At 63.7% G+C, this 24,834-nt stretch carries 20 protein-coding genes and 3 rRNA genes; 13 read left to right on the top strand and 10 right to left on the bottom strand.

What is annotated here, in order from left to right:
• Window positions 1-62: 62 nt before the first annotated feature.
• From PWF70_RS06145 to PWF70_RS06130, 4 genes are read left to right on the top strand one after another with little or no spacing between them, the layout of a single operon-like run.
• Window positions 63-377 carry a helix-turn-helix transcriptional regulator gene (locus PWF70_RS06145; protein WP_006359706.1) on the top strand — a complete coding sequence of 105 codons (315 nt, stop codon included), beginning with the start codon at window positions 63-65 and terminating at the stop codon, window positions 375-377.
• A complete protein-coding gene (locus PWF70_RS06140) occupies window positions 374-994 on the top strand; it encodes a hypothetical protein (RefSeq protein WP_035754851.1) in 621 nt (206 codons plus the stop codon). Before PWF70_RS06145 ends, PWF70_RS06140 begins: the two co-directional genes overlap by 4 nt.
• Window positions 991-1,887, top strand: coding sequence for an ABC transporter ATP-binding protein (locus PWF70_RS06135; RefSeq protein WP_035754854.1), 897 nt, complete (start codon window positions 991-993; stop codon window positions 1,885-1,887). Before PWF70_RS06140 ends, PWF70_RS06135 begins: the two co-directional genes overlap by 4 nt.
• The gene (locus PWF70_RS06130; protein ID WP_035754856.1) at window positions 1,884-3,113 is read left to right on the top strand and encodes an ABC transporter permease; all 1,230 of its coding nucleotides are present in this window, start codon (window positions 1,884-1,886) and stop codon (window positions 3,111-3,113) included. Before PWF70_RS06135 ends, PWF70_RS06130 begins: the two co-directional genes overlap by 4 nt.
• A 207-nt stretch (window positions 3,114-3,320) precedes the next feature.
• On the opposite strand, the gene rrf is transcribed toward PWF70_RS06130, so the two are convergent.
• From rrf to PWF70_RS06095, 7 genes are all read right to left on the bottom strand, one after another.
• Window positions 3,321-3,437: ribosomal RNA gene (gene rrf / locus PWF70_RS06125) — 5S ribosomal RNA — on the bottom strand.
• Between the two features lie 111 nt (window positions 3,438-3,548).
• Window positions 3,549-6,680: ribosomal RNA gene (locus tag PWF70_RS06120) — 23S ribosomal RNA — on the bottom strand.
• 471 nt (window positions 6,681-7,151) lie between these two features.
• Window positions 7,152-8,672: ribosomal RNA gene (locus PWF70_RS06115) — 16S ribosomal RNA — on the bottom strand.
• The 16S, 23S and 5S rRNA genes sit together here, the layout of an rRNA operon.
• Window positions 8,673-9,239: 567 nt before the next feature.
• Entirely contained in the window at window positions 9,240-10,526 is a 1,287-nt protein-coding gene (locus tag PWF70_RS06110) for a cryptochrome/photolyase family protein (protein ID WP_035750968.1), read from the bottom strand.
• Between the two features lie 14 nt (window positions 10,527-10,540).
• Window positions 10,541-10,909 carry an FKBP-type peptidyl-prolyl cis-trans isomerase gene (locus PWF70_RS06105; protein WP_005198205.1) on the bottom strand — a complete coding sequence of 123 codons (369 nt, stop codon included), beginning with the start codon at window positions 10,907-10,909 and terminating at the stop codon, window positions 10,541-10,543.
• Window positions 10,910-10,982: 73 nt separating this feature from the next.
• Window positions 10,983-12,305: a citrate synthase gene (locus tag PWF70_RS06100; RefSeq protein WP_006361229.1), complete on the bottom strand. Its 1,323-nt coding sequence runs from the start codon at window positions 12,303-12,305 to the stop codon at window positions 10,983-10,985.
• Window positions 12,306-12,365: 60 nt separating this feature from the next.
• Window positions 12,366-13,304, bottom strand: coding sequence for a carbohydrate kinase family protein (locus tag PWF70_RS06095; protein ID WP_006361230.1), 939 nt, complete (start codon window positions 13,302-13,304; stop codon window positions 12,366-12,368).
• A gap of 58 nt (window positions 13,305-13,362) precedes the next feature.
• Here PWF70_RS06095 and PWF70_RS06090 point away from each other — a divergent pair, with 58 nt between their 5' ends.
• The 6 genes from PWF70_RS06090 (at window position 13,363) to PWF70_RS06065 (ending at window position 17,085) form a co-directional block, all read left to right on the top strand.
• Window positions 13,363-14,031: a 5-oxoprolinase subunit B family protein gene (locus PWF70_RS06090; protein WP_006361231.1), complete on the top strand. Its 669-nt coding sequence runs from the start codon at window positions 13,363-13,365 to the stop codon at window positions 14,029-14,031.
• On the top strand, window positions 14,028-14,900 hold the full coding sequence (locus tag PWF70_RS06085) for a 5-oxoprolinase subunit C family protein (RefSeq protein ID WP_035750965.1): 873 nt from the start codon (window positions 14,028-14,030) through the stop codon (window positions 14,898-14,900). The genes PWF70_RS06090 and PWF70_RS06085 overlap by 4 nt, the downstream gene beginning before the upstream one ends.
• Before the next feature lie 71 nt (window positions 14,901-14,971).
• A complete protein-coding gene (locus PWF70_RS06080; RefSeq protein ID WP_035750963.1) occupies window positions 14,972-15,367 on the top strand; it encodes a phage holin family protein in 396 nt (131 codons plus the stop codon).
• Window positions 15,368-15,625 carry a DUF3618 domain-containing protein gene (locus PWF70_RS06075; protein WP_006361234.1) on the top strand — a complete coding sequence of 86 codons (258 nt, stop codon included), beginning with the start codon at window positions 15,368-15,370 and terminating at the stop codon, window positions 15,623-15,625.
• Window positions 15,626-15,648: 23 nt separating this feature from the next.
• Entirely contained in the window at window positions 15,649-15,918 is a 270-nt protein-coding gene (locus PWF70_RS06070) for a DUF4235 domain-containing protein (RefSeq protein ID WP_006361235.1), read from the top strand.
• A 45-nt stretch (window positions 15,919-15,963) separates the two neighbouring features.
• Window positions 15,964-17,085 (top strand): oxygenase MpaB family protein, encoded by a 1,122-nt coding sequence (locus PWF70_RS06065; protein ID WP_286352893.1) that lies wholly within the window; start codon window positions 15,964-15,966, stop codon window positions 17,083-17,085.
• A gap of 103 nt (window positions 17,086-17,188) precedes the next feature.
• On the opposite strand, the gene PWF70_RS06060 is transcribed toward PWF70_RS06065, so the two are convergent.
• The 3 genes from PWF70_RS06060 to pdxH all read right to left on the bottom strand — a co-directional run bounded on the left by PWF70_RS06060 (window position 17,189) and on the right by pdxH (window position 20,360).
• Window positions 17,189-18,262 carry an isopenicillin N synthase family dioxygenase gene (locus PWF70_RS06060; protein ID WP_035751328.1) on the bottom strand — a complete coding sequence of 358 codons (1,074 nt, stop codon included), beginning with the start codon at window positions 18,260-18,262 and terminating at the stop codon, window positions 17,189-17,191.
• Between the two features lie 44 nt (window positions 18,263-18,306).
• Window positions 18,307-19,575, bottom strand: a complete 1,269-nt coding sequence (locus PWF70_RS06055; RefSeq protein WP_035750961.1) for an MFS transporter — start codon at window positions 19,573-19,575, stop codon at window positions 18,307-18,309.
• Between the two features lie 89 nt (window positions 19,576-19,664).
• Window positions 19,665-20,360, bottom strand: coding sequence for a pyridoxamine 5'-phosphate oxidase (gene pdxH / locus PWF70_RS06050; protein WP_281430958.1), 696 nt, complete (start codon window positions 20,358-20,360; stop codon window positions 19,665-19,667).
• A 166-nt stretch (window positions 20,361-20,526) separates the two neighbouring features.
• On the opposite strand from pdxH, the gene PWF70_RS06045 reads away from it, so the two are divergent.
• From PWF70_RS06045 to PWF70_RS06035, 3 genes are all read left to right on the top strand, one after another.
• Complete coding sequence (locus tag PWF70_RS06045) at window positions 20,527-21,654, top strand: citrate synthase 2 (RefSeq protein WP_075863655.1); 1,128 nt, start codon at window positions 20,527-20,529, stop codon at window positions 21,652-21,654.
• 299 nt (window positions 21,655-21,953) lie between these two features.
• A complete protein-coding gene (locus PWF70_RS06040) occupies window positions 21,954-22,277 on the top strand; it encodes an invasin (RefSeq protein WP_081724778.1) in 324 nt (107 codons plus the stop codon).
• 238 nt (window positions 22,278-22,515) lie between these two features.
• Window positions 22,516-24,639, top strand: a complete 2,124-nt coding sequence (locus PWF70_RS06035) for a TPR repeat domain-containing protein (protein ID WP_279941283.1) — start codon at window positions 22,516-22,518, stop codon at window positions 24,637-24,639.
• The last annotated feature ends 195 nt before the right edge of the window (window positions 24,640-24,834 follow it).

Genomic DNA, 24,834 nt, shown 5'->3' with positions numbered 1-24,834 from the left:
GACGCTCACGTCGCCGTTATTGGGGATTGACAGATTGTTGTGTTTTCCTAACACTTGGTGGGGTGAGTCCAATACGCCGTGGGGAAAAACTCCCCATCTTCAACCGCATCGGCGTCCTGCGTGCGGAACGGCAGATGTCGCGGGCCGAGCTCGCGAATCTAGTCGGCATCAACGTCCAGTCCGTCGGCGCACTCGAGCGGGGCGACAACTACCCCAGCCTCGACCTCGCCTTCCGCATCTGCGACGTCTTCGACCTCCCCGTCGAAGCCGTGTTCAGCCGAACCCCGTTCGGCGCCATGTCCGCCGAGCTCTACCGGCGCGACACGCGTCCGGCCGCGAACGGCTCACCCACCAACGACACCGGAGGTGATCGATGAACGACCCGAACTCGGCGTTCCCGGAGGAGGCCAAACCCGCGATCTGGCGCCGTTACGAGAACTGGCGTGGGCGCCGGCACGAGGAGTTCAACGCCAAGCACGCCCACCGCCTGACCACGTGGCGTAACCAGCGCGCATACCGGCGGCTGGTCATCACGCTGCTCTGCGCACTGGCGTTGATCATCGCCAGCTCCTACCTGGCCTTCCACTCGTCGGGATGGTTCCTGCTGCCGTTCGGCATCGGGTTGGTCTCGGTCATCACCATCCAGACCGCACTGCGCATCGTCACCGGCTCCATCGCCGACGCACCGGTGTCGGCGCTCGACGAGATCCAGCTGGCCCAACGTAATTCGGCGCGGTCATTCGGCTTCTTCGTGCTCTACGCGGTGATGTTCATCCCGTACTTCGTCCTCGTCGCGATCAGCATGCGCGACGAGGTACCCGGCCAGTGGGTCTACGGGAGCGCCATCCTGCTGATCTCCCTGGTCCTCACCGCGATCTGCGTGCCCACCATGCTGATCGCCTGGTGGATGGCCGATCCCGACCCGGAAGACCTGGTCGAGCCCCGACAGACACCCTCCGACACCGCCACGGGCGGAAAGGGACGTGACTCATGAACGCACCACTCATCGTGGACGGCCTGAACAAGCGCTACGGGGATCTGGTCGCATTGCGCGACATGACCTTTCACGTCGACCCGGGAGAGATCTTCGGCTTCGTCGGCAGCAACGGCGCCGGCAAGTCGACCACCATGCGCATCATTCTCGGAGTCCTCTCCGCCGACGCCGGCGAGGTCCGGCTCGGCAACCGACCCATCGATCTCGACCTGCGTCGTCGTATCGGCTACATGCCCGAGGAACGCGGCCTCTACCCGAAGATGAAGGTCGGCGAACAACTCACCTTCCTCGCGAAACTCCACGGCATGGACACCGCGGAGGCCGAGGAATCGGTGCGGCGCTGGACCGATCGCCTCGGCGTCGGCAGTCGGTACGACGACAACGTCGCCGACCTCAGCCTCGGCAACCAGCAGCGCGTCCAGCTCGCGGCCGCGCTGGTCCATGATCCCGAGGTGCTGGTGCTCGACGAGCCGTTCTCCGGGCTCGACCCGGTGGCCGTCGACGTGATGAGTGACGTACTCAAGGAGAAGGCCGCCGAGGGTATCCCGGTGATCTTCTCCTCGCATCAGCTCGATCTCGTGCAACGACTGTGCGACCGCGTCGGCATCGTCACCCGCGGCGAAATGCGTGCCCTGGGCACGGTCGACGCACTGCGTTCCCGCGACGGCATCACCCTCGAGGTCACCGGACCGCGTGCCGACGTCGCGTGGGCCGACGCCCTGCCCGGCGTCCGCGAGGCCGCCTACGGCGAGACCATACGACTCCTCGTCGACCCGGATGTGGTCGACGACCAGCAGATCCTGGCTGCGGCACTCGATCACGGTCCGGTCCACCGCTTCACGACGTCCACCCCGTCCCTCACCGACATGTTCCGAGAGGTCGTTTCGGCATGACCACACTGCACGACATCCCCACCACCACACCGAGCCCGTCCCCCAAGGCCTCGGCTGCGCAGGCCATCCGGCTCGTCGCCGAACGCGAGATCACCACTCGAGCCAAGACCCGGTCCTTCGTCGTCAGCACCGTGCTCCTGATGGTCGTGATCATCGTCGGCGCCATCGTCATCAACCTGCTCGCCGGTGGCGAGGACGTCGAGAAGGTCGCCGTCGTCGGACAACCGGCGGCGATCAGCGAGTCGATCGTCGAACTCGGCGACTCCGCCGGCACGTCCATCGCGACCGAAACCGTGGACACCGTCGAGCAGGCACGCGCCAAGGTCGCCGACGGCGATGTCGCGGCGGCACTCGTGCCGGGTGAGAACCCCGGGTCCTACGTGATCCTGACCAAGGACGGCGCCGACCCGGCTGTCGAGGCCCCCATGCGGACCGCCGTCTCCCAGGCCGGCCTCACCGACGCACTCGCTGCCCGCGGAGTCGACGCGGCGTCCCTCCCCGCGATGGCCATCTCGGTGACGCAGCTCGAACCTGCCCGCCCGGATGAGGGAGAGCGGCTTGTCATCGCCCTCGTCGGAGTCATCCTGTTGATCACCGCGATCATGATGGGCGGCACGATGGTGGCCGTCGGCGTCGTCGAGGAGAAGACCTCGCGGGTCGTCGAACTGCTGCTGGCGACGATCAAGCCGCTGCACCTGCTGTGGGGCAAGATCATCGGTATCGGTGCGGTCGCCCTCACACAGGTCGTGCTGCTCGGTGCGACGGCGCTGATCGCCGGTACCGCCACCGGAATCCTCACGTTGCCCGGAGCAGCGGTCGGGATGTTCGCGGCCGTCATTGCGTGGTTCGTGCTCGGCTTCCTCTTCTTCGCCTCTCTCTACGCCGCGACCGGCGCGATCGTGTCGCGCCAGGAGGAACTGAGCTCGGCGTCGTTCCCGTTGACTGTTCTGGCCATGGCGGTCATGTACGCCGGCATCTTCGGAGTGCAGGCACTCGATTCGACGCTGATCAAGACCCTCAGCTGGATTCCGCCGTTCAGCGCGGCACTGATGCCGATGCGGATCGCCAGCGGCGACACCAACACCCTCCAGATCGTGCTCACGTTCCTGATCATGGTTGCGGTCTGCGCGCTCGCCACCTGGCTCGCGGCACGTATCTATCAGCGCTCGATCCTCCGTACCGGTTCCCGCCTGGGCTGGGGCGAGGTGCTCAAGCTGGCTCGCTGACAAGGGATTTCGTAGAGGCAGCGGACGGAGAGACGACAGATGTCTGTGGGCCGAGCCGGCCGCACACCCACCCTTTTTCCGTAGATCCACCACCCGGTCAGGGGGTGGAAGTACGGAAAACCGGTGGGTTTCCTCTATCAGCGACAGCCCCGGAAATGCATTGTGGCCCTACACGATTACTCGTGTAGGGCCACAATGGGATGTTGTGTTCGGCGGTGTCCTACTCTCCCACACTGATTAAGGTGCAGTACCATTGGCGCTGGAGGGCTTAGCTTCCGGGTTCGGAATGGGGCCGGGCGTTTCCCCTCCGCTATGGCCGCCGTAACTTTATGAAACAATCCACAACGGTTTGTTTGTTTGTTGTGTGTTGTCTCAGAAGATGCATAGTGGATGCGAACACACCAAAACCTGTTGTTTGGTGATGTTGTGGGTGTTGTTGGTAAGTCCTCGGCCGATTAGTACCAGTCACCTGAACACATTGCTGTGCGTACAGTTCTGGCCTATCAACCCCATGGTCTGTAGGGGCCTTAACCCCGCAAAAGGGGTGAGAAACCTCATCTTGGAACAGGCTTCCCGCTTAGATGCTTTCAGCGGTTATCCCTTCCGAACGTAGCTAACCAGCAGTGCCCCTGGCGGGACAACTGGCACACCAGAGGTTCGTCCGTCCCGGTCCTCTCGTACTAGGGACAGGTTTCCTCAAGTTTCTTACGCGCGCGGCGGATAGAGACCGAACTGTCTCACGACGTTCTAAACCCAGCTCGCGTGCCGCTTTAATGGGCGAACAGCCCAACCCTTGGGACCTACTCCAGCCCCAGGATGCGACGAGCCGACATCGAGGTGCCAAACCATCCCGTCGATATGGACTCTTGGGGAAGATCAGCCTGTTATCCCCGGGGTACCTTTTATCCGTTGAGCGACACCGCTTCCACTTGCCGGTGCCGGATCACTAGTCCCGACTTTCGTCCCTGCTCGACATGTACGTCTCACAGTCAAGCTCCCTTGTGCACTTACACTCAACACCTGATTGCCAACCAGGCTGAGGGAACCTTTGGGCGCCTCCGTTACTTTTTAGGAGGCAACCGCCCCAGTTAAACTACCCACCAGGCACTGTCCCTGAACCCGATCAGGGTCCGAGGTTAGAAGTCCAATACGATCAGAGTGGTATTTCAACAACGACTCCATGAACACTGGCGTGCCCACTTCACAGTCTCCCACCTATCCTACACAAACCGAACCGAACACCAATACCAAGTTATAGTGAAGGTCCCGGGGTCTTTTCGTCCTGCCGCGCGTAACGAGCATCTTTACTCGTACTGCAATTTCGCCGAGTCTGTGGTTGAGACAGCAGAGAAGTCGTTACGCCATTCGTGCAGGTCGGAACTTACCCGACAAGGAATTTCGCTACCTTAGGATGGTTATAGTTACCACCGCCGTTTACTGGGGCTTAAATTCTCAGCTTCGCCACCCAAAGGTGACTAACCGGTCCTCTTAACCTTCCAGCACCGGGCAGGCGTCAGTCCGTATACATCGTCTTACGACTTCGCACGGACCTGTGTTTTTAGTAAACAGTCGCTTCTCTCTGGTCTCTGCGACCCACACCCGCTCAGAGAGTAAATCTCGTCACCGGTCTGGGTCCCCTTCTCCCGAAGTTACGGGGGCATTTTGCCGAGTTCCTTAACCACAGTTCTCTCGATCGCCTTAGTATTCTCTACCTGACCACCTGTGTTGGTTTGGGGTACGGGCCGTGTACCAACTCACTAGAGGCTTTTCTCGGCAGCATAGGATCATGGAATTCGCCGCAACGGCTACGCATCACCTCTCAGGCTATATGTGTTCCGGATTTGCCTAGAACACGCCCTACAGGCTTACACCAGTACAACCACTGACTGGCCCCACTACCTTCCTGCGTCACCCCATCGCTTGCCTACTACCAGCCAAGGTCCCATGCATCACCCCACCCGGCACCCGAAGGTGCTCCTGGGGGATCTGGATGGTTAGTACAACTGATTCAGCATGGGCGCGGATACACGGGTACGGGAATATCAACCCGTTGTCCATCGACTACGCCTGTCGGCCTCGCCTTAGGTCCCGACTCACCCTGGGCGGATTAGCCTGGCCCAGGAACCCTTGGTCATTCGGCGGAAGAGTTTCTCACTCTTCTTTCGCTACTCATGCCTGCATTCTCACTCCCACACCCTCCACCACTAGATCACTCTGTGGCTTCCACGGATGCAGGACGCTCCCCTACCCACCCACACACCTGGTTGACACTCCGTAGAACATCAACGGGCTAACGTGTGAGTGCCGCGGCTTCGGCGGTGTACTTGAGCCCCGCTACATTGTCGGCGCAGGATCACTTGACCAGTGAGCTATTACGCACTCTTTCAAGGGTGGCTGCTTCTAAGCCAACCTCCTGGTTGTCTTCGCGACCCCACATCCTTTTCCACTTAGTACACGCTTAGGGGCCTTAGCCGGCGATCTGGGCTGTTTCCCTCTCGACTACGAACCTTATCGCCCGCAGTCTCACTGCCACACTCTCACTTACCGGCATTCGGAGTTTGGCTGACGTCAGTAACCCTGTGGGGCCCATCGGCCATCCAGTAGCTCTACCTCCGGTAAGAAACATGTGACGCTGCACCTAAATGCATTTCGGGGAGAACCAGCTATCACGGAGTTTGATTGGCCTTTCACCCCTACCCACAACTCATCCCCTCCATTTTCAACTGAAGTGGGTTCGGGCCTCCACGACGTCTTACCGTCGCTTCACCCTGGCCATGGGTAGATCACTCCGCTTCGGGTCTAGACCCGGCGACTCAAACGCCCTATTCAGACTCGCTTTCGCTACGGCTACCCCACACGGGTTAACCTCGCCACCGAGCACTAACTCGCAGGCTCATTCTTCAAAAGGCACGCCATCACCCACCCTCCGAAGAGGCACAGGCTTTGACGGATTGTAAGCGTCCGGTTTCAGGTACTATTTCACTCCCCTCCCGGGGTACTTTTCACCTTTCCCTCACGGTACTTGTCCGCTATCGGTCACCAGGAAGTATTCAGGCTTACCGGGTGGTCCCGGCAGATTCACAGCAGATTCCACGAGCCCGCTGCTACTTGGGCACCCATCACGCAAGACCATGTGTTTTCAGCTACCGGACTCTCACCGTCTACGGCAGACCATTCCAGGCCACTTCACCTAACACACGATTTTCCGACTCACGCTTCCACAGGTAGATGGAAGAAGATGAACCCCACAACACCACACACACAACCCCTACCCGGTATCACATGCGCATGGTTTAGCCTCATCCGCTTTCGCTCGCCACTACTCACGGAATCACTTTTGTTTTCTCTTCCTATGGGTACTGAGATGTTTCACTTCCCCACGTTCCCTCCACACCCCCTATACATTCAGAGGTGGGTAACACGACATCACTCGTGCTGGGTTTCCCCATTCGGACACCCTCGGATCACAGCTCGTTTGACAACTCCCCGAGGACTATCGCGGCCTACCACGTCCTTCATCGGCTCCTGGTACCAAGGCATCCACCGAACGCCCTTACACACTTACAACAACACCTACAAACCACCCCCACACCACAACCAGACCACCCGAAGATGACCCAACCGCGTCACGAGGATCGAATGTAGACATCACAAAACAAACAAATTTCTGCTAAATCACAGACCAACGTCAACGTTGATTTGAAATAAAGATGCTCGCATCCACTATGCACTTCTCAAACAACACACACCGTCTGACCGCCCACACCTCCGCGCCCCATCACAGGACACCTCACCAGCATGATTGACCGAACAGCTAGGTCAGAGACAACCCGACACACACCCGAAGGCATGCCGCGTGTTCTCTCAGAACCCCGATAGTGTGACGTGAACCCACCGGCCTCACAGCCAAAGCGGTACCCCCAACATTCCGTCCTGTGACAGAACATCGAACAGGGCTGTCTGATGTTTCACCCTCGAACACACACCCACCGCACAGACATACGCCGGCAGAAATGGGTGATGTTGTGTGCTCCTTAGAAAGGAGGTGATCCAGCCGCACCTTCCGGTACGGCTACCTTGTTACGACTTCGTCCCAATCGCCGATCCCACCTTCGACAGCTCCCTCCCACAAGGGGTTAGGCCACCGGCTTCGGGTGTTACCGACTTTCATGACGTGACGGGCGGTGTGTACAAGGCCCGGGAACGTATTCACCGCAGCGTTGCTGATCTGCGATTACTAGCGACTCCGACTTCATGGGGTCGAGTTGCAGACCCCAATCCGAACTGAGACTGGCTTTAAGGGATTCGCTCCACCTCACGGTATCGCAGCCCTCTGTACCAGCCATTGTAGCATGTGTGAAGCCCTGGACATAAGGGGCATGATGACTTGACGTCATCCCCACCTTCCTCCGAGTTGACCCCGGCAGTCTCCTGCAAGTCCCCGGCATAACCCGCTGGCAATACAGGACAAGGGTTGCGCTCGTTGCGGGACTTAACCCAACATCTCACGACACGAGCTGACGACAGCCATGCACCACCTGTACACCAACCACAAGGGAACATGTATCTCTACATGCGTCTGGTGTATGTCAAACCCAGGTAAGGTTCTTCGCGTTGCATCGAATTAATCCACATGCTCCGCCGCTTGTGCGGCCCCCGTCAATTCCTTTGAGTTTTAGCCTTGCGGCCGTACTCCCCAGGCGGGGTACTTAATGCGTTAGCTACGGCACGGAACTCGTGAAATGAGCCCCACACCTAGTACCCACCGTTTACGGCGCGGACTACCAGGGTATCTAATCCTGTTCGCTACCCACGCTTTCGCTCCTCAGCGTCAGTTACTACCCAGAGACCCGCCTTCGCCACCGGTGTTCCTCCTGATATCTGCGCATTTCACCGCTACACCAGGAATTCCAGTCTCCCCTGTAGTACTCAAGTCTGCCCGTATCGCCTGCACGCCTACAATTGAGTTGCAGAATTTCACAGACGACGCGACAAACCGCCTACGGCTCTTTACGCCCAGTAATTCCGGACAACGCTCGCACCCTACGTATTACCGCGGCTGCTGGCACGTAGTTGGCCGGTGCTTCTTCTCCAGGTACCGTCACTTGCGCTTCGTCCCTGGTGAAAGAGGTTTACAACCCGAAGGCCGTCATCCCTCACGCGGCGTCGCTGCATCAGGCTTGCGCCCATTGTGCAATATTCCCCACTGCTGCCTCCCGTAGGAGTCTGGGCCGTGTCTCAGTCCCAGTGTGGCCGATCACCCTCTCAGGTCGGCTACCCGTCGTCGCCTTGGTAGGCCATTACCCCACCAACAAGCTGATAGGCCGCGGGCCCATCCTGAACCGCAAAAGCTTTCCACCCCAGAGCATGCACTCCAAGGTCATATCCGGTATTAGACCCAGTTTCCCAGGCTTATCCCAAAGTTCAGGGCAGATCACCCACGTGTTACTCACCCGTTCGCCACTCGAGTACCCAGCAAGCTGGGCCTTTCCGTTCGACTTGCATGTGTTAAGCACGCCGCCAGCGTTCGTCCTGAGCCAGGATCAAACTCTCCATGAAAAAATAGCGAAACAAAACCAACACCCACAAGGCGCCAGCGTTTCAACACAATCAGGAAAGCAAAACCTGACCAATCCAAAACTAGCAAAACATGTGACACCCAGACAAAGCCGAGCGCCACACAAAAAAACAAACATCTACATCCATAAAGAATGCACGATGCCAAAATGGCATCAGACAATTCATCATCACACTATCGAGTTCTCAAAGAACACACACCCACCAGCCACTCACCCCCACAAGGGCTTTCACCAGCAGACTTCGTTCTGACTTTCCACCGCCACCCCGTCTCCGGGGCAACTCTTCCAGCCTACCAGACCCAAACCCCGCCCGCAAAATCCGAAGATCCGCGCACCAGGACAGTCCAGCAACCCCACACACCCAGCCCGAGACACCAAGTCTCAAACCAGAAGATCAGGGGCGGCCAACGAAAAACCCGGTCTCCACTCCCCACCAGTCAGACCCTCTCAGGTCCTCCGGGGCGGCGCCGTGGCTCGCTGACTCGACATAAGTTACGCACAGTTTACCCTCAACACAAATCGGCTGGTCAGAGGCTTCTCTGTGCGGTCAGATCTGGCCGAACCGTCGCAGTGCTTCCTCACGTTCGGCTTTGTGGTCGACGATCGGTTCCGGGTAGTCGTCGGCGTCGACATCCCCTACCCAACGCCGGACGTACTCCCCCTCGGGGTCGAACTTCTTGGCCTGCGCTTCCGGGTTGAACACCCGGAAGTACGGCGCCGCGTCGGTTCCGGTGCCGGCCGCCCACTGCCACCCGTGGTTGTTCGACGCCATGTCGCCGTCGACGAGCTGTTCGAGGAACCATTCCGCACCCCACCACCACGGCAGGTGGAGGTCCTTCACGAGGAACGACGCGGTGACCATGCGGACCCGGTTGTGCATCCAGCCCGTCTCAGCCAACTGCCGCATACCGGCGTCGACGAGAGGAAAGCCGGTGCGTCCGGCCTTCCACGCCTCGAAGCGTTCGTAGGCCTCGTCGTCGGTGTCCAGCTCGATGTCGTCGAACTGCCGATTCCAGTTGTGCCACAGGCTGTGTGGCCAGTGGAAGAGGACATCGGCGTAGAAGTCGCGGAACGCCAGCTCGCGAAGGTAGGCCTGACCGCCGGCAGAGCGGCCGAGGTCGGCGGCGAGCGTGCGCGGGTGGATGTTGCCGTACTTCAGGTACGCCGACATCCGACTGGTCACGTCGGCAGCCGGGTCGTTGCGGCCGGTGTCGTAATCGGCGAGATCGTCGTCGACGAATTCTGCCCATCGGGCCAGGGCGGCGTCCTCGCCGGCGGGGAAGGACAGCGTCGTCGGCGCCTTCGGGGTCTTGATCCGGCCGGACTTCTTCACCCCCGACGGGTCGAGGACTGCAGAACCCGGGATCGAGGAATCGGCTGGTTGACGCCAGCCGTGTTCACGCCACCGGCGGAAGTACGGGGTGAACACCTTGTACGGTTCGCCGTCGTCCTTGGTGATCCGACCCGGTGAGACCAGATACGGCGAGCCGGTGGCCTCCAGTGGGACGTCGCCGAGCGCCTCGGCGACGGCCTCGTCGCGGCGTCGGCCGAAGGGGGTGAAGTCCCCGGAGATGTGGACGGCCTCGGCGTCCACGGCTTTCGCCAGACGCGGGATCTCCTCGTCGGGGCGGCCCCGCACGATGAGCAACTTCCCGTCGAGCTTGGCGTCGAGCTCGCGGAGCGAATCGAAGAGGAACGCGAGTCGTCTCTCGCCCGATGATCTCTCGAGCCGAGGATCCACCACAAAGCACAGAAGGACCGACGAATCGTCGGTCCCTCTGGCTGTGGCTAGTGCTGGTAGGTCGCTCAGACGCAGGTCGCGTCTGAGCCACACCAGGTTGGTGGACGTCAGCCCACTCCGAGCAGATCGATGACGAACACGAGGGTCCGTCCCGAGAGGCGGTGCCCCGCGCCGGCCGGTCCGTAGGCCAGCTCCGGCGGAACGGTCAGCTGGCGACGGCCGCCGACCTTCATTCCGGGGATGCCCTCCTGCCAGCCCGGGATCAGCCGGTCCAGCGGGAAGTTGGCCGACTGGCCGCGGTCCCACGAAGAGTCGAACTCTTCGCCGGTCTCGTAGTCGACACCCACGTAGTGGACGTCGACCACGCCCCCGCGGACGGCCTCTGCGCCGTCGCCGACGATCAGGTCGGTGATGGTGAGATCGGCCGGCGGAGGACCCGCCTGGAACTCGACTTCGGGCTTCTCAGTGCTGGTCACAGGACTCTCCTTTGAGTCGGGCGGTCAGTCGGGGTTCCGGGTGGTCGGCGGCCCGACCCGGCGGGGCGTTCGCTCAGCGATCGCCCATCTGCACGTAGTCGCGCTCGGTATAGCCGGTGTAGAGCTGACGCGGACGGCCGATCTTGGTGGTCGGGTCCTCGTGCATCTCACGCCAGTGGGCGATCCAGCCCGGCAGGCGGCCAAGCGCAAACAGGACGGTGAACATCCGCGTCGGGAAGCCCATCGCACGGTAGATGACACCCGTGTAGAAGTCCACGTTCGGGTACAGCTTGCGCTCGATGAAGTAGTCGTCGGACAGCGCGACCTCTTCGAGGCCCTTCGCGATGTCGAGCAGCTCGTCCTCGACACCGAGGGTCTGGAGGATCGAGTCGGCGGTCTTCTTCACGATCGCGGCGCGCGGATCGTAATTCTTGTAGACGCGGTGACCGAAGCCCATCAGCTTGACGCCGGCTTCCTTGTTCTTCACCCGCTTCATGAAGTCCTTGGTGTCGCCACCGTCGGCGCGGATGGCGTCGAGCATCTCGAGCACCGCCTGGTTGGCGCCACCGTGCAGCGGACCCCAGAGGGCGTTGATGCCACCGGAGATCGAGGTGAACAGGTTGGCCTGCGACGAGCCGACGAGCCGGACCGTCGAGGTCGAACAGTTCTGCTCGTGATCGGCATGCAGGATGAACAGCATGTCGAGGGCCTTCGCGACATCCGGGTTGACCTCGTAGGGCTCGGCCGGGAAGCCGAAGGTCATGCGCAGGAAGTTCTCGACGAGGCTCAGCGAGTTGTCCGGGTACAGGAACGGCTGGCCGGCCGACTTCTTGTAGGCGTAGGCGGCGATGGTCGGCAGCTTCGCCAGGAGCCGGATCGTCGACAGCTCGACCTGCTCGTCGTCCTTGGGATCGAGCGAGTCCTGGTAGTACGCCGAGAGGGCGTTGACCGCACTCGACAGCACCGGCATCGGGTGCGCGTTACGGGGGAAGCCGTCGAAGAAGCGCTTGAGATCCTCGTGCAGCAGGGTGTGCCGCTGGATCTTGGTGGTGAAATCCTCGAGCTGCGACGGGGTCGGGAGCTCGCCGTAGATGAGCAGGTAGCTCACCTCGATGAAGGTCGACTTCTCCGCGAGCTGGTCGATCGGGATACCGCGGTACCGCAGGATGCCGGCGTCGCCGTCGATGTAGGTGATGGCCGACTTGGTCGACGCGGTGTTCACGAAACCACCGTCGAAGGTGGTCAGATTTGTCTCGGCAAGGAGCTTGCCGAGTGCGACCGAGTCGGTGCCCTCGGTGGCCTTCAGGATCGGGAGCTCCAGCTGTCCACCGGGGTAGGTGAAGGTCGCTGAGGCCGTGTCGGACGCCTGGTCGGCTGGGACTGTTTCAGCAGACACACGAACCCCTTATTCAGATCAGAGTATTGACAGTGTCCGGATAGGACACACAGGTACAAACTAGTCGCTTCTCAGCTCGCTTGCCCAAGGAGGGTCGGCGCCGGGCCTCGAGACCGTGACCGCAGCGACGTGAGCTGCGAATTCGGCGACCTCACGCCACTGATCGGTCGTCAGTGAGCGAACGGAACGCGGTGACAGCGCACCCAGACGGTCGAGCTGGTGGACGATGCCTCCCAGGACGCTGTCGCCGGCCCCGATCGTGTCGACGACGTCGACATCCCGGGCGGGCACGGTGACCTCGTCATCCGCGGTGGTCACGGTGATCCCGGACGCCCCGGCGGTGGTGATCACCGCGGCGACACCGTCGGCGAGCCAGTCCTTCACGCTGCTCCCGCCGGCGCCTTCGCCGAGCCATGCGGCGTCCTCGTCGGACAGCTTCACCACGTCGACGGACGGCATCCAACTGCGGAAACGGCTCCGGTAGGCGTCGGCGTCGGGGATGACGACCGAGCGAATGTTCGGGTCCAGCACGACGAGTCGGCGTTCGGCGTGACAACGCCGCATCAGGTCCTCGTAAACGGTCGCACCGGGTTCGAGCACGAGCGAGAGGGTTCCGAAGGTCACCGCCGCGACGGTCGGGGCCAGCGAACCCGGGTCGGTGACAGCGCGATCCGCGGTGCCCTCGACGTAGAAGGAGTACTGCGCGGAACCGTCGTCGGCGATGGTGGCCAGGGCCAGCGACGTCGGCTCCTCACGCCGCTGCAGCATCGCGGTGCCCACCCCGGCGCCCTGCAGTGCGCCGACGATCGCCTGGCCGTAGTTGTCGGTGGACACCGCCGACAGCAACGACACGGCACTCCCCAAGCGTCCCAAGGTGATCGCGACGTTGAAGGGCCCGCCACCCAGCGCCGGCTGCAGCGGCGCCAGCGTCGCGCCGGATGCCGCCTTCTCCTGCACCACGTCGACGAGCGCCTCGCCGCAGACGACGATCTCTCTCATGGGACCCCTCTTCTCTGTGTGACACAGTCTGCCATTCCCGCGGCGGTAGATTCGGTGCATGCGTGAGTTGCCGGCGGGCCCTGATGCGGTCGTGCTCGACTTCTCGGCCGACGAGTCCCCGTCGGCCGCAGTGCTCGACGCGACGGTCGCCCTGCGTGATGCGGTGGACCGAGGAGAGTTGCCGGAGATCGCCGACCTGGTGCCGAGCGCGCACACATTGTTGGTGCAGGCCCGGCCCGGTCGCGGCGTCGACGAACTCGGTGTGCGGCGGGCGTTGCGCCGCCGACGTTCCGGTGTCGATCGCGGTACCGGATCTGCCGATGAGATCGTGATCCCCGTCCATTACGACGGCGAGGACCTCGCGGATGTCGCTGACACACTGGACATCTCGGCCGACGAGGTGATCGGCCTGCACTGCAGCACGCGCTGGCGAGTGCAGTTCATGGGCTTCGCACCAGGGTTCGGATATCTGGTCGCCGACGGGCCGACACCGCACCCGTTCGACGCGGTGGGCAGGCGCGCGGAGGCACGTCCACGCGTTCCGGAAGGTGCGGTGGCGATCGCCGCCGGTTACAGCGCTGTCTACCCGAAGGCGAGTCCGGGTGGATGGCAGTTGTTGGGCCGCACCGATGTTCGCCTGTGGGACGAGAAGGCCGACCCGCCTGCACTGTTCGCGACCGGGCGGATCGTGCGGTTCGTCGACGCCGGGACGGGCCACCGCGGATGACCGCTGTCACCGTGCTCGCGACCGGCCCCCTCGCGACCTTCCAGGACCTCGGCCGCCCCGGCTACGCGCATCTCGGGGTGCCCGCGTCCGGCGGCGCGGATCGCGGCTCGCTGACCTTGGCCAATCGTCTCGTCGGCAACGACGAATCGGCGGCCACGATCGAGACGACCCTCGGCGGCCTGCGCATCCACGCGCACGGCGACGTACTGGCCGCGGTGACCGGAGCCCACACCGAGGTGCGTCACAACGGCATTCCGGTCGGACTCGCCGCGACCGTCGTGCTGCACGAGGGTGATGAACTGGCCGTCGACCCACCGGCGTGGGGACTGCGCAACTACCTGGCGGTCCGCGGCGGGTTCGACGTCGAGCCGGTTCTGGGGTCTCGGTCGACCGACACCCTGTCGGGGCTGGGGCCTCCGGTGCTCACCGCGAACGTGACCGTGAAGGTGGGTCGTGCCGCCGGCGAATGGCCCCCGGTGGAGTCGGCGCCGTCGAACACCACGCATCCGCGGGTCGTCGTACTCGAGGTGGACGAGGGACCACGCGCCGAGCTGTTGGCGGTTCCCGCGAATCTGCGTTCGGGAACGTGGGTCGTCGGCGCAGACAGCAACCGCGTCGGCGTGCGCATCGACCGCGCCTCGGGATCGTCGCACCCCCTGCTGACGCATCGGGAGGACGCCGGCGAATTGCGTTCGGAGGGCGTCGCACACGGGGCGGTGCAGGTGCCGCCGAGCGGGCGGCCGGTGCTGTTCCTCGCCGACCATCCGGTCACCGGCGGTTATCCCGTCGTGGCCGTTCTGACCGATGCCGCGGTCGATCTCGCGGCTCAGCTCGTCCCCGGTTCGGAGGTCCGCTTCCGGCGGCGATAGCGTCCGGCGCTCAGGTTTGGGACCGCGGACGGCAGGGAACGCGGGGGACGTCCCCGAATGGAGGTACCAACGTGAGCGATCCTTCAGTGAACGACCTGTCGACCGTGCAACTCATCGAGCGCCTACAGAGTCAGACGACAACCCTGGTCAAGACCGAGTTGCAGCATGCGGTGGCGGAGATGAAGGGCAAGGGCACCCGGATCGGAGTCGGCGCGGGGATATCCGGCGCGGGCACCCTGCTGGTGCTGTTCGGCCTCGGAACATTGGTCGCGGCCGCCGTCCTGGGCTTGGCCAACGCGGTTCCGGCGTGGCTGGCCGCGGTGATCGTCGGCGTGGTGCTGCTGGTGATCGGCGGAGCGGCTGCGGCCATCGGTGCGAAGCGTGCGAAATCGGCCGTCCCGCCCGCCCCCGAGCACACCGTCGAAAGCGTCCAGCGCGACATCGCAACCGTGAAGGAGCACCTGTAGATGAGTGACACGCAACCTGACCGGAACCCGGCCGGCGACCCGCCGCTGGTGGAACAGCAGCGCGAGGAACTCGCCGAGACGGTCGATGCGCTGGCCGCGAAGCTCGACGTTCCGGCCCGGGTGAACACGGCTGCCGCGGAGACCGCCCACACCGCGAAGGTGAAGGCCGAGGAGAACCGGACGACGCTGATCGGCGTCGCGGTGGCCGCGGTTCTCGCGATCGGAACCGTCATCGTCGTCAAACGCCGTCGCCGCTGACCCGACTCACAAGGAGTTACGACATGAGTGCCGTGTCCAAGACGTTCTACAAACCGCTCTCCCTGGCGACGAGCGTGCTCGGCGGTATCGCCGCCGGGGCCGTCTTCGGTCAGATCTGGAAGCGGATCTCCGACGACGCCGAAGCCCCCGACCCCAAGGACCTCGAACGCAGCAATGTCGAGGTCTTGGCCGCCGCTGCGCTGCAGGGACTCGTCTTCGGGCTGGTCCGCGCGGCCGTCGACCGGGCCGGAGCACGCGGCTACAAGGCGGTCACACACGAGAACCCCGACTAGGCGAATGGTTGACACCCACCTGAGACGAACCTAGGGTTCTGTCTCATGACTGAGGTACTGAACGACGCACAGAACACCTGTCCCGTTCACGCCACCGACTCCGGGCCGGCCGGGGCCGACTGCCCGGCCGGGCACTCCCCTGATGCCCAGTTGTCGGAAGACGGCTACGAGATCAACGCCTCGGGAGTCAAAGCCGCGCACGAGTACGAACCGCTCGGTCCGGACTCGCTGACCTGGCAGATCTGGGGCACCTGGACCGGCATGTTCCAAGGGCTGTGGGCCGGCTCGATCCAGAACATGCACCCCAAGCTGGGTGCGGCCGTCTGGGACCACTCCGACTTCTTCGGCGAACGCTGGCAGCGCCTCATGCGGTCGCTGTACCCGATCAGCGGCGTCGTCTTCGATTCCGTCGTCCCCGGCGCGCAAACCGGTCTCGAGGTGCGCGACTACCACAAGACGGTCAAGGGCACGATGGAGGACGGATCGCGGTACCACGCACTCGATCCCGATGTCTTCTACTGGGCGCACGCGACGTTCTGGTACGGCAACGTCCGACTGTGTGAGCGGCTCGGACCGTTCCTCACCGAGGATCAGAAACGTCAGCTGTTCGAGGAGTCCAAGGCCTGGTACGCGCAGTACGGTGTCTCGATGCGCCCCGTCCCGGAGACCTACGAGGATTTCCTCGAGTACTGGGATTACATGTGCCGCAACGTTCTTCGTGACCACGTCTCGGTACGCACCGTCCTCGACATCACCCAGCTGCCGCCGCCGCCGTTCCTGAGCTTCGTCCCGAAGTCGGTCTGGGACCGCTACCTCGTCCCGCAGAACCAGAAGCTGTTCATGTGGCTGACGACGGGTTTCTACGACGAGCCGATCCGCGAGATCCTCGGGCTCGAGTGGACTGATGCGGACGAGCGTCGATTCCGCCTGCTGGGCAAGGGCATCAACCTCGTCATGCACAAGATGTTGCCGAAACGCCTCCTGCGCCACCCGCGGCCGCGCGACGCCTGGGACCGCGTCAACGGCAAGGTCGCGACGGACGCACCGATCGTCCACACGCCCAAGCGCAACCTGCCGCCGCTGGACCAGCGCGACAATCCGATGCACTACTGCCCGGTGACCGCCGCTCGTCGGGCTACCTATCCGACGGTGCTGACCTCGGACTGAGTCCTTCACTATTGTCGTCGGGGGCGGTTCCCGCTCACGAGTTCCGTTGCCGCTCACGCCCTTCGTGTGAGCGGGAACGGACTGAGTGAGCGGGAACTGTCGTCTACTGCTGTCCCAGTCCCCGACGCATCGCGTGCCGCACTCGTTCCGCCTCCCGCTGGGCGTACGGGTTCGGCCGTCCGGCCCGTGATCCGGCGAGTTTGGCACCGATGTGTTCCCCGACCGTGATCGGCGAATACCGGCTTCCCGCACCGACACACGACGGCAGGGTCGCGATCATCGCGTCGATGTTGCCGTCGTGGAAGTACGCGGCGGAGCGTCGACGTTCGATCGAGCCGTCGACGATCGGCGGTTTCACCCGATGCAGCGTCGACATCCACCGCTCATTGGTCCAGCGGGCCATCAGGTCCCCGAGATTGATCAGCAGTGCACCGTCTTCGGGACTGACGTCGTGCCATCGCCCCTGACGGTCGAGAACCTGCAGACCCTTCACCTGGTCCGCCCACAAGACGGTGACGATGCCGTAGTCGGTGTGTTCCCCCATTCCGGTCAGCTCCCCGTCGAGTTCGATCTCGCCGGGCGGGAGGGCGTAGTTGTTCATTCGCAGGACGTCGAGCGAGTGGTCGGTGAAGCCCTCGAAGAAGTCGGCAGGAAGGTCGAGGGCGTCCGCGAAGATGCGGGTCAGGGTGTGCGCGACGCGTCGTGCCTCGGCGAAGTACGCCGACACCGCCGCCTCGAAATGGTCGACGGCCGGCCACGTGTTCGCGGCGTAATGGTCCTCGGGAAGGGCGAGGTCGGGGTACTCGCGGGCCTCGACGCCGACGTTGAACGCCTCGAAGAAGTCGTTCATCCGGTCCGCCTGCTCGACGCCCAGCGACAACGACAAGGACTCCGATCTCGGTGGCGCATAGCCGCGATTGATCTCGGGTGGCGTGCGGTAAGCCTTCTTCACCTCGAGTGGCAGCGCGAAGAAATCGTCCATGACCGCGGTGAATTCCTCGATGACCGCCGACGGGATCTCGTGGCCGACGATCTGCATGAAACCCACCGAGCAGGCGGCGGCGTCGACCTTGGCCGCGACGACGGCCCGATCGGCGGGGTCACCGTTGCGGATGTAGGGCGAGATGTCGATGATCGGCACTCCGAAACCCTCGGTGGCGGCGGTCATGGCGTCAATGGTGACACCGAAACGCCGAAACCGCTGGCCAGGGGTCGAACAGGTCAGGTGCGCTGACCTGCCCGGTACTGGACGAAGGCCGGGATCAGCAGCGCCGCGATGATCGTCGCGATCACCACCGCGACGCCACCGAAAGCCGTTGCCGCCGCGACGCCGATCGATGCGGCGGCGGTGCCGTGCGCGACGTCGGCGATGCGGGGTCCGCCGGCGACCACCACGATGAACACGCCCTGCAGGCGTCCGCGCACCTCGTCGTTGGCCGCCGCGAGCAGGATGGTCTGCCGGAATGCGGCCGACGCCATGTCGGCGGCACCGCCGATCATCAGCAGCACCACCGCGACGACGAGCATCGGCATCGTCGAGCCGTCGGCGAAGGACACCGCGATGCCCGTGCCGGTGATCGCCAGGCCCCAGATGATGATGCACACGACGACGGCCAGACCTTGCCGTTCGACGCGCGTGACCCAGCCCGAGAAGATGCCGCCGACCACGGCGCCCGCCGAGATCGCGGTGAACAGCAGGGCGAAGGCGATGCCGCCGCCCTCGGGCCCGCCGAAGTTCTCGTGTGCCATCTGCGGGAAGAGCGCACGGGGCATGCCGAAGATCATCGCGATGAGGTCCACGAGGAAGGACGCCATCAGGATCTTGTGGCCGGTCAGGTATCGGAGACCTTCGATGACCGATCGCAGGCCCGCGACCTTCGGTGCCGCGTCGCTCTCGGGACGCAGCGACGGCAGCATGACGACCGCGATCAGTGTCGGCAACAGCAACAGGGTGTCGGCGAAGTAGAGCCACGAGTAGCCGAGGATCGGGATCAGCGCGCCACCGACGAGCGGCCCGGCGATCGCGCCCGCCTGCATGACCGTCATGTTCAGCGACAACGCCGCGGGGAGGTCCTTGGCGTCGATCAGGCGCGGCAGCACCGCCGTTCGTGTCGGCTGGTTCACCGCGAAGAACGCCTGCTGAACGGCGAAGAGCACCAACAAGATCCACACGTTGTCGCCGCCGGCCGCGGCCTGCGCCCAGAACAGCAGGCTGCAGACGATGAGGCCGATCGTGGTGACGACCAGCAGTGTCCGACGGTCGACGACGTCGGCGAGCGCACCGCCCCACAGCCCGAACACGACGAGCGGGACGAGCCCGAACACGCCGGTCAGACCGACGTACGCAGAGCTGCCGGTGACCTCGTAGATCTGCGCGGGCACCGCGATGATCGTGAGCTGGGCCCCGATGACCGTGACGATGTTCGCGATCCACAGCCGTCGGAAATACCGGTTCCGCAGGGGCGTCGTGTCTGCGAGGAGCCGTGACATTTTCACGATGCTAGGAGGCCCCTCGGGTGTGACCTCCGTCCGGTCCGCCGGGCCGCCACGAACCCCCGGGAATCACCAGTGGACCCGTCTCAGGGCTGCAACCGCTCGATTCGCCATTCGTGGTCGACGTGGGTGAGTCGCACCCGGTTGTGCAGGCGGTTCGCCCGCCCCTGCCAGAACTCGACCTCCACCGGCTCGATGCGATAGCCACCCCAGTCCGACGGGACGGGGATCTCGTCGCCGGCGTCGAATCCGCCGTACCGGTCGGCCAGATCGGCGGCCTTCTGTTCGAGTTCGAGGCGGCTGCCGATCGGCCGGGACTGATCCGACGCGGCGGCCGACAACTGCGAGCCGCGCGGCCGGAGCTCCCAGTAGGCCTGTGTCTCCTCGGCGCTGAGATGTTCGACGGGACCGCGGAAATGGACCTGACGCTCCAACGCGATCCACGGGAATGTCACGGATGCGTAGGGATTGTCGGCCAGATGCCGACCTTTGTCCGACTCGTAGCCGGTGAAGAAGACCACCCCGTTGGCGTCGACACCCTTGCACAGCACGGTGCGGGTCGACGGCCGACCGTCGGCGTCGGCGGTACCCAGGACCATCGCGTTGGGCTCGGCGATCCGGGCGTCGAGCGCTTCCTTCAGCCAGACACTGAACAAGTCGAGCCACGGCGGGTCGCCGCGGAGCCAGCTGGGGTCGAGGTTCTCGCGAATTCCGTCTGCTCCCGCCGCGCGATCGCCCTCTCCGATGTTGGGCGGAATACCTCCGCCGTAGCCGACGCGCATGTTCGGCAGATCAATCGGATCGAGCGGTTTCTCCAACACTCGCCTGAATTTACTCCGCCGACATCGTCACTCCCTGATACACGCGGGGTGTCGTGCTGATCTACAGTTCGATCTGGATCGACGCACGTGATTGCAGGACACAGTTGTCTGGAGTGAGGTGGTTGTCATGGCCAACGCGGTTCCCGAGGATTTCGTCCCAGGTCTCGAAGGCGTGGTGGCTTTCACCACCGAGATCGCCGAACCCGACAAGAACGGCGGCAACCTGCGTTATCGCGGCGTCGACATCGAGGATCTCGTCGAGAACAAAGTGACCTTCGCCGACGTCTGGGCACTTCTCGTCGACGGCAAGTTCGGCGACGGACTGCCCCCGGCCGAACCGTTCCCGCTGCCCATCCACACCGGTGACGTGCGCGTCGACGTGCAGGCCGCACTCGCGATGCTCGCCCCGATCTGGGGTTATGAGCCGCTCCTCGACATCGACGACGAGACCGCTCGCGAAAACCTGGCCCGCGCATCGGTGATGGCGCTGTCCTACGTGGCGCAGTCGGCTCGAGGCATCCATCAGCCCGCGGTCCCGCAGCACGTCATCGACGAATGCTCCACCGTCACCGAACGGTTCATGACCCGCTGGAAGGGCGACCCGGACCCCAAGCACGTCGCCGCCATCGACGCCTACTGGGTCAGCGCCGCCGAGCACGGCATGAATGCGTCGACCTTCACCGCACGAGTCATCGCCTCCACCGGCGCCGACGTCGCCGCGTCGCTGTCGGGAGCGATCGGCGCCATGTCCGGACCGCTCCATGGTGGTGCGCCGGCCCGCGTGCTGCCGATGATCGAAGAGGTCGAGAGCACCGGTGACGCACGAGGATTGGTGAAGGGAATCCTCGACCGCAAGGAGAAGCTGATGGGCTTCGGGCACCGCGTGTACCGCGCCGAGGACCCCCGGGCCCGCGTGCTCCGACGCACCGCCCAGGAACTCGGGGTACCGCGTTTCGAGGTGGCCGCCGCGCTCGAGCAGGCCGCGCTCACCGAACTTCGCGAACGACGCCCCGACCGCGCGATCGAGACGAATGTCGAGTTCTGGGCCGCGGTCATCCTCGACTTCGCCGAGGTCCCGCCGCACATGATGCCCGCGATGTTCACCTGCGGGCGCACCGCGGGCTGGTGTGCCCACATCCTGGAGCAGAAGCGCCTCGGCAAGCTGGTCCGCCCTGCGGCGATCTACACCGGCGCCGCACCCCGCCGTCCCGAGGACGTCGCCGGCTGGGGTGATCTGGTGAAGCCGGGGCTTTAGCCGCCGCAGCAACCGACTGCCCGTTACTGTCGCGCGCTGGCGGCCAGGAGAACCCGCTCAACGTCGTGGCCATCACGTCCTGCGGAGGCCCAGTCGCCTTCTCGGAGTCGAACCCGCAGAGCGGTTAGGTATTCCTCGATCAGTTCGTCGAGACGATCGAACGGATCGTCGGATCTGAAAAGCACGATGAGATTCAACGGCCACCCGACGCCGCCTGTGGATGCCTCTCAGCCGGCCGGCCTGCGGCATCGTAAAGTCTTGCGTGGGTAACGCCGTATGCACGACGTTTGGGGGAGAAAGTGAGTGGGGAATTCACGGTCGACGCCGGTGCGATGGACAGCATCGCCGGGGCGCTCGAGGGTATGTCGGCTTTCATCGAATCCGCGCCGAGCCCCGACCTGTCCGCCGATGTGGCAGCCGCGATGCCGAACTCTCCTCTGGTCGCGGCAACAGCTGACGCAACCAAGATGGTCAAGCAGTCCAAGACTGCGGTGTCGGGGCAGTGGGAGACCTTCGCCTCTGCGGTTCGCGCCGCTCGCACGATCGCCGAGAGCGCGGACGAGGGGAATGCGACGAAGTTCCAGAACTTGTCGACCCTCCCCGGCATCGAGTTCCCACAGTGAGCGATGCGCTGCCGTTGACCAAGGCGATCATGGATTCGTGGAACCCTTGGGACATGGCGGAGCATTCTCTGACAACTCTTGCCACTGACATCCGTGAGAATTCCGTTGCGGCTCACTCAACCGTCGATCAGATGCCGAGCACCTCATGGGAGGCCAGGCGCGAGACGCAGCGAATTGGCGTGCCGCCGACCAAGCCTCCTGGGCGAAGAAGGTCGCGGACGGTGTCGACGATCTCCAGGTGGCGCTCACCGACGCCGCCGAGGCGATCAGTACCTCGCAGGCCGTCGTCAACGGCGCGCTCCTAGGCGCAACCCTGCAGCGTTGTTTCCTGGTGAGCGACACCGATCCCACCTGGGCGATGCGTTATGTCCCGAAAGAGGACGACGACCTGACTCCGGCAGAGATCGCCGAGCGAGAACGTCAGATGACCAGCTTCGTCAAATCCAAGGCCGACGAACTGGCGACGACGGCGGCCGACCACGCCGCCCTGATCAAGGGGGCCGTCGATGCGCTCAACACCGTCGCACCGCCGGCGCTGACCATCAGCGCGCAGGACGGTCGCCGGGACGCCGACCTGGCCGAGAACGGCTGGACCGACGAAGAAGCCGCGTTCGTCGGCCGCAACCTGCGCGCCGCCGGACTCTCCGAAGATCAGATTCAACAACTACTCAACGGCGAGAAACTCACCGACGTCCCTGCGGGAGTGCAGGAATACCTGCACATGTTCTACGGGAACCTGGACTCCGACGAACTGTTCAGCCTGAAGTCGAAGTTCGACGGCATGGAAACGCCTGACGGCGCTTCATGGTCCAGGGCCCTCGGCCAAGGTTTGGTCACGCTCTCGAACGAGAACGTCGGAAACAACGCCGGTTATCAGTACCTACCGTCGTGGGTTCGCGACTGGTCGGAGAATTACAACTCGAACGACGGCAAACGGATCCGCGACATCGATGTCCCACTCGCTGGACTCATCGGCAACAGCGGATCCGCGCCTCCCGGGGAACGGTTCGGCACCGAGCTCATACGGAAGGCGGCCGGAGGCGCGAGCCGAAGCGCCGAGGACAGCGGCCTCCTGGCACCCGAAAGCAATTACGGCAACCTACACGATGTTCCGGACGCCGCACGATCGAAGTACGAGGAAACGATCCGTCGTTTCCTAGATGTCGGCGGTCGAAGCCAGGTTGCGGCGACTGCGTTCCTCACCGGCGAGTACGCCGATGGGACAGCGCTTGTCGACTTCGACCGCGACGACATGGTCGGCTACGCCTTCAGGCACGACTGGAATGACGGGGGCGTTGCCGCGGGGAGCCTGGTCGACTGGATTCGCGATTATGGGGGAAGCGGGAATCCGACCAACGTAGCGCTCGCAGACCGTGCGTTCAGCGGGTTGTTCGATTGCACGACGTCCACCGGCGGAGACAACACCTTCTCCGATCTGATGAACGCGAATTCCTCGGGTGATGCGATCGGAAAGATCAACCCGCACCTTGCGGGAGCCCTGCGAGAGGCTTCGCTCCCATACCTCAACATCCTCGCCGGTGGTGATTCGGCCGTGTACGGCCACTCCGGATTCGATCCGGACATCCCACCCGATGAGATGCAGCGTCGAACCGCGCGACTGTTCACGCTGATCGCCAGCGACAACACATACGGTGAGCCCACGGCCGAGAATCCCGATGGGACGGGCGCTGGAGCAGACCTGTACCGAGACATCCTCGACCAAACCGTTCGTAACGGCGCCACCGCCGGCGAACTGGCGGCCTCAGAGCCTCACCGCGCTCGTTCACTAGCCGAGCTCAGCGCAAACCTGAGGGCGCTGGGGCAGTCCGGTCTGTATGGCGCCGAGTACGACCTGCAACGTGATGAGGATGCCAACACAGACGAGCGGAACGATGCGAACACCAAAGTCCGGAACATCGTCAGTTCTGCGTCGGCGGGCTTGACTGCTGTTCCTCACCCTGCCGCAATCGGAGTCGGCGCCGCTGGGACTGCCGCTACCCCGTGGCTCCTTCCCGCCGAATCACCCGGGGACGTCCCGTTTCGACCTCCGACAGTCGCTGGCGGCGGTGGCACCGCAGCGGAAGACGAGATGCACCTGGTCTATGGCGCCCTGCGCGGGCTCGAAATTGCGCCTGAACCAGGCGCCCTCGCGGAGTCTTGGTATCGCGAAGACGGACAACTCAAGCCACTCGCGCACATTCTCTCCGAGCACAAAGGTGACAGCGGCGAACTGCTGAGCGCGATGGAACGCGCTCTCGGCGATGACGATCTGCTGGAGTCACTGCGGGCTGGTACGAGTACTGGAAACCATCAGGGACGGATGAACTTCGACCCCACCGACCTGACAACTATGACGACATGATCCTGAATGGCTCAGATTAAATGACAATCAGACGGACCGCCTCAGTCCTCCTCGCCGTCTTGACACTTGCGGTAGCCGGTTGTTCCACTGCGAGCACCCCCGCCGAGAATGCGTTCACATCAGCGAAATCGACAACGCTGAGCACTGTCGCCCCTCAGGACTACCAATACCCCGCCGGCCTCGCCGGACCCTACA

Origin of the sequence: Gordonia sp. Swx-4 (assembly GCF_030316175.1) — a bacterium.
GTDB classification, from domain to species: Bacteria; Actinomycetota; Actinomycetes; order Mycobacteriales; family Mycobacteriaceae; genus Gordonia; species Gordonia alkanivorans.
Note: the sequence above shows the minus strand (reverse complement) of the source record. Positions and strands in the feature narration are given on the sequence as shown.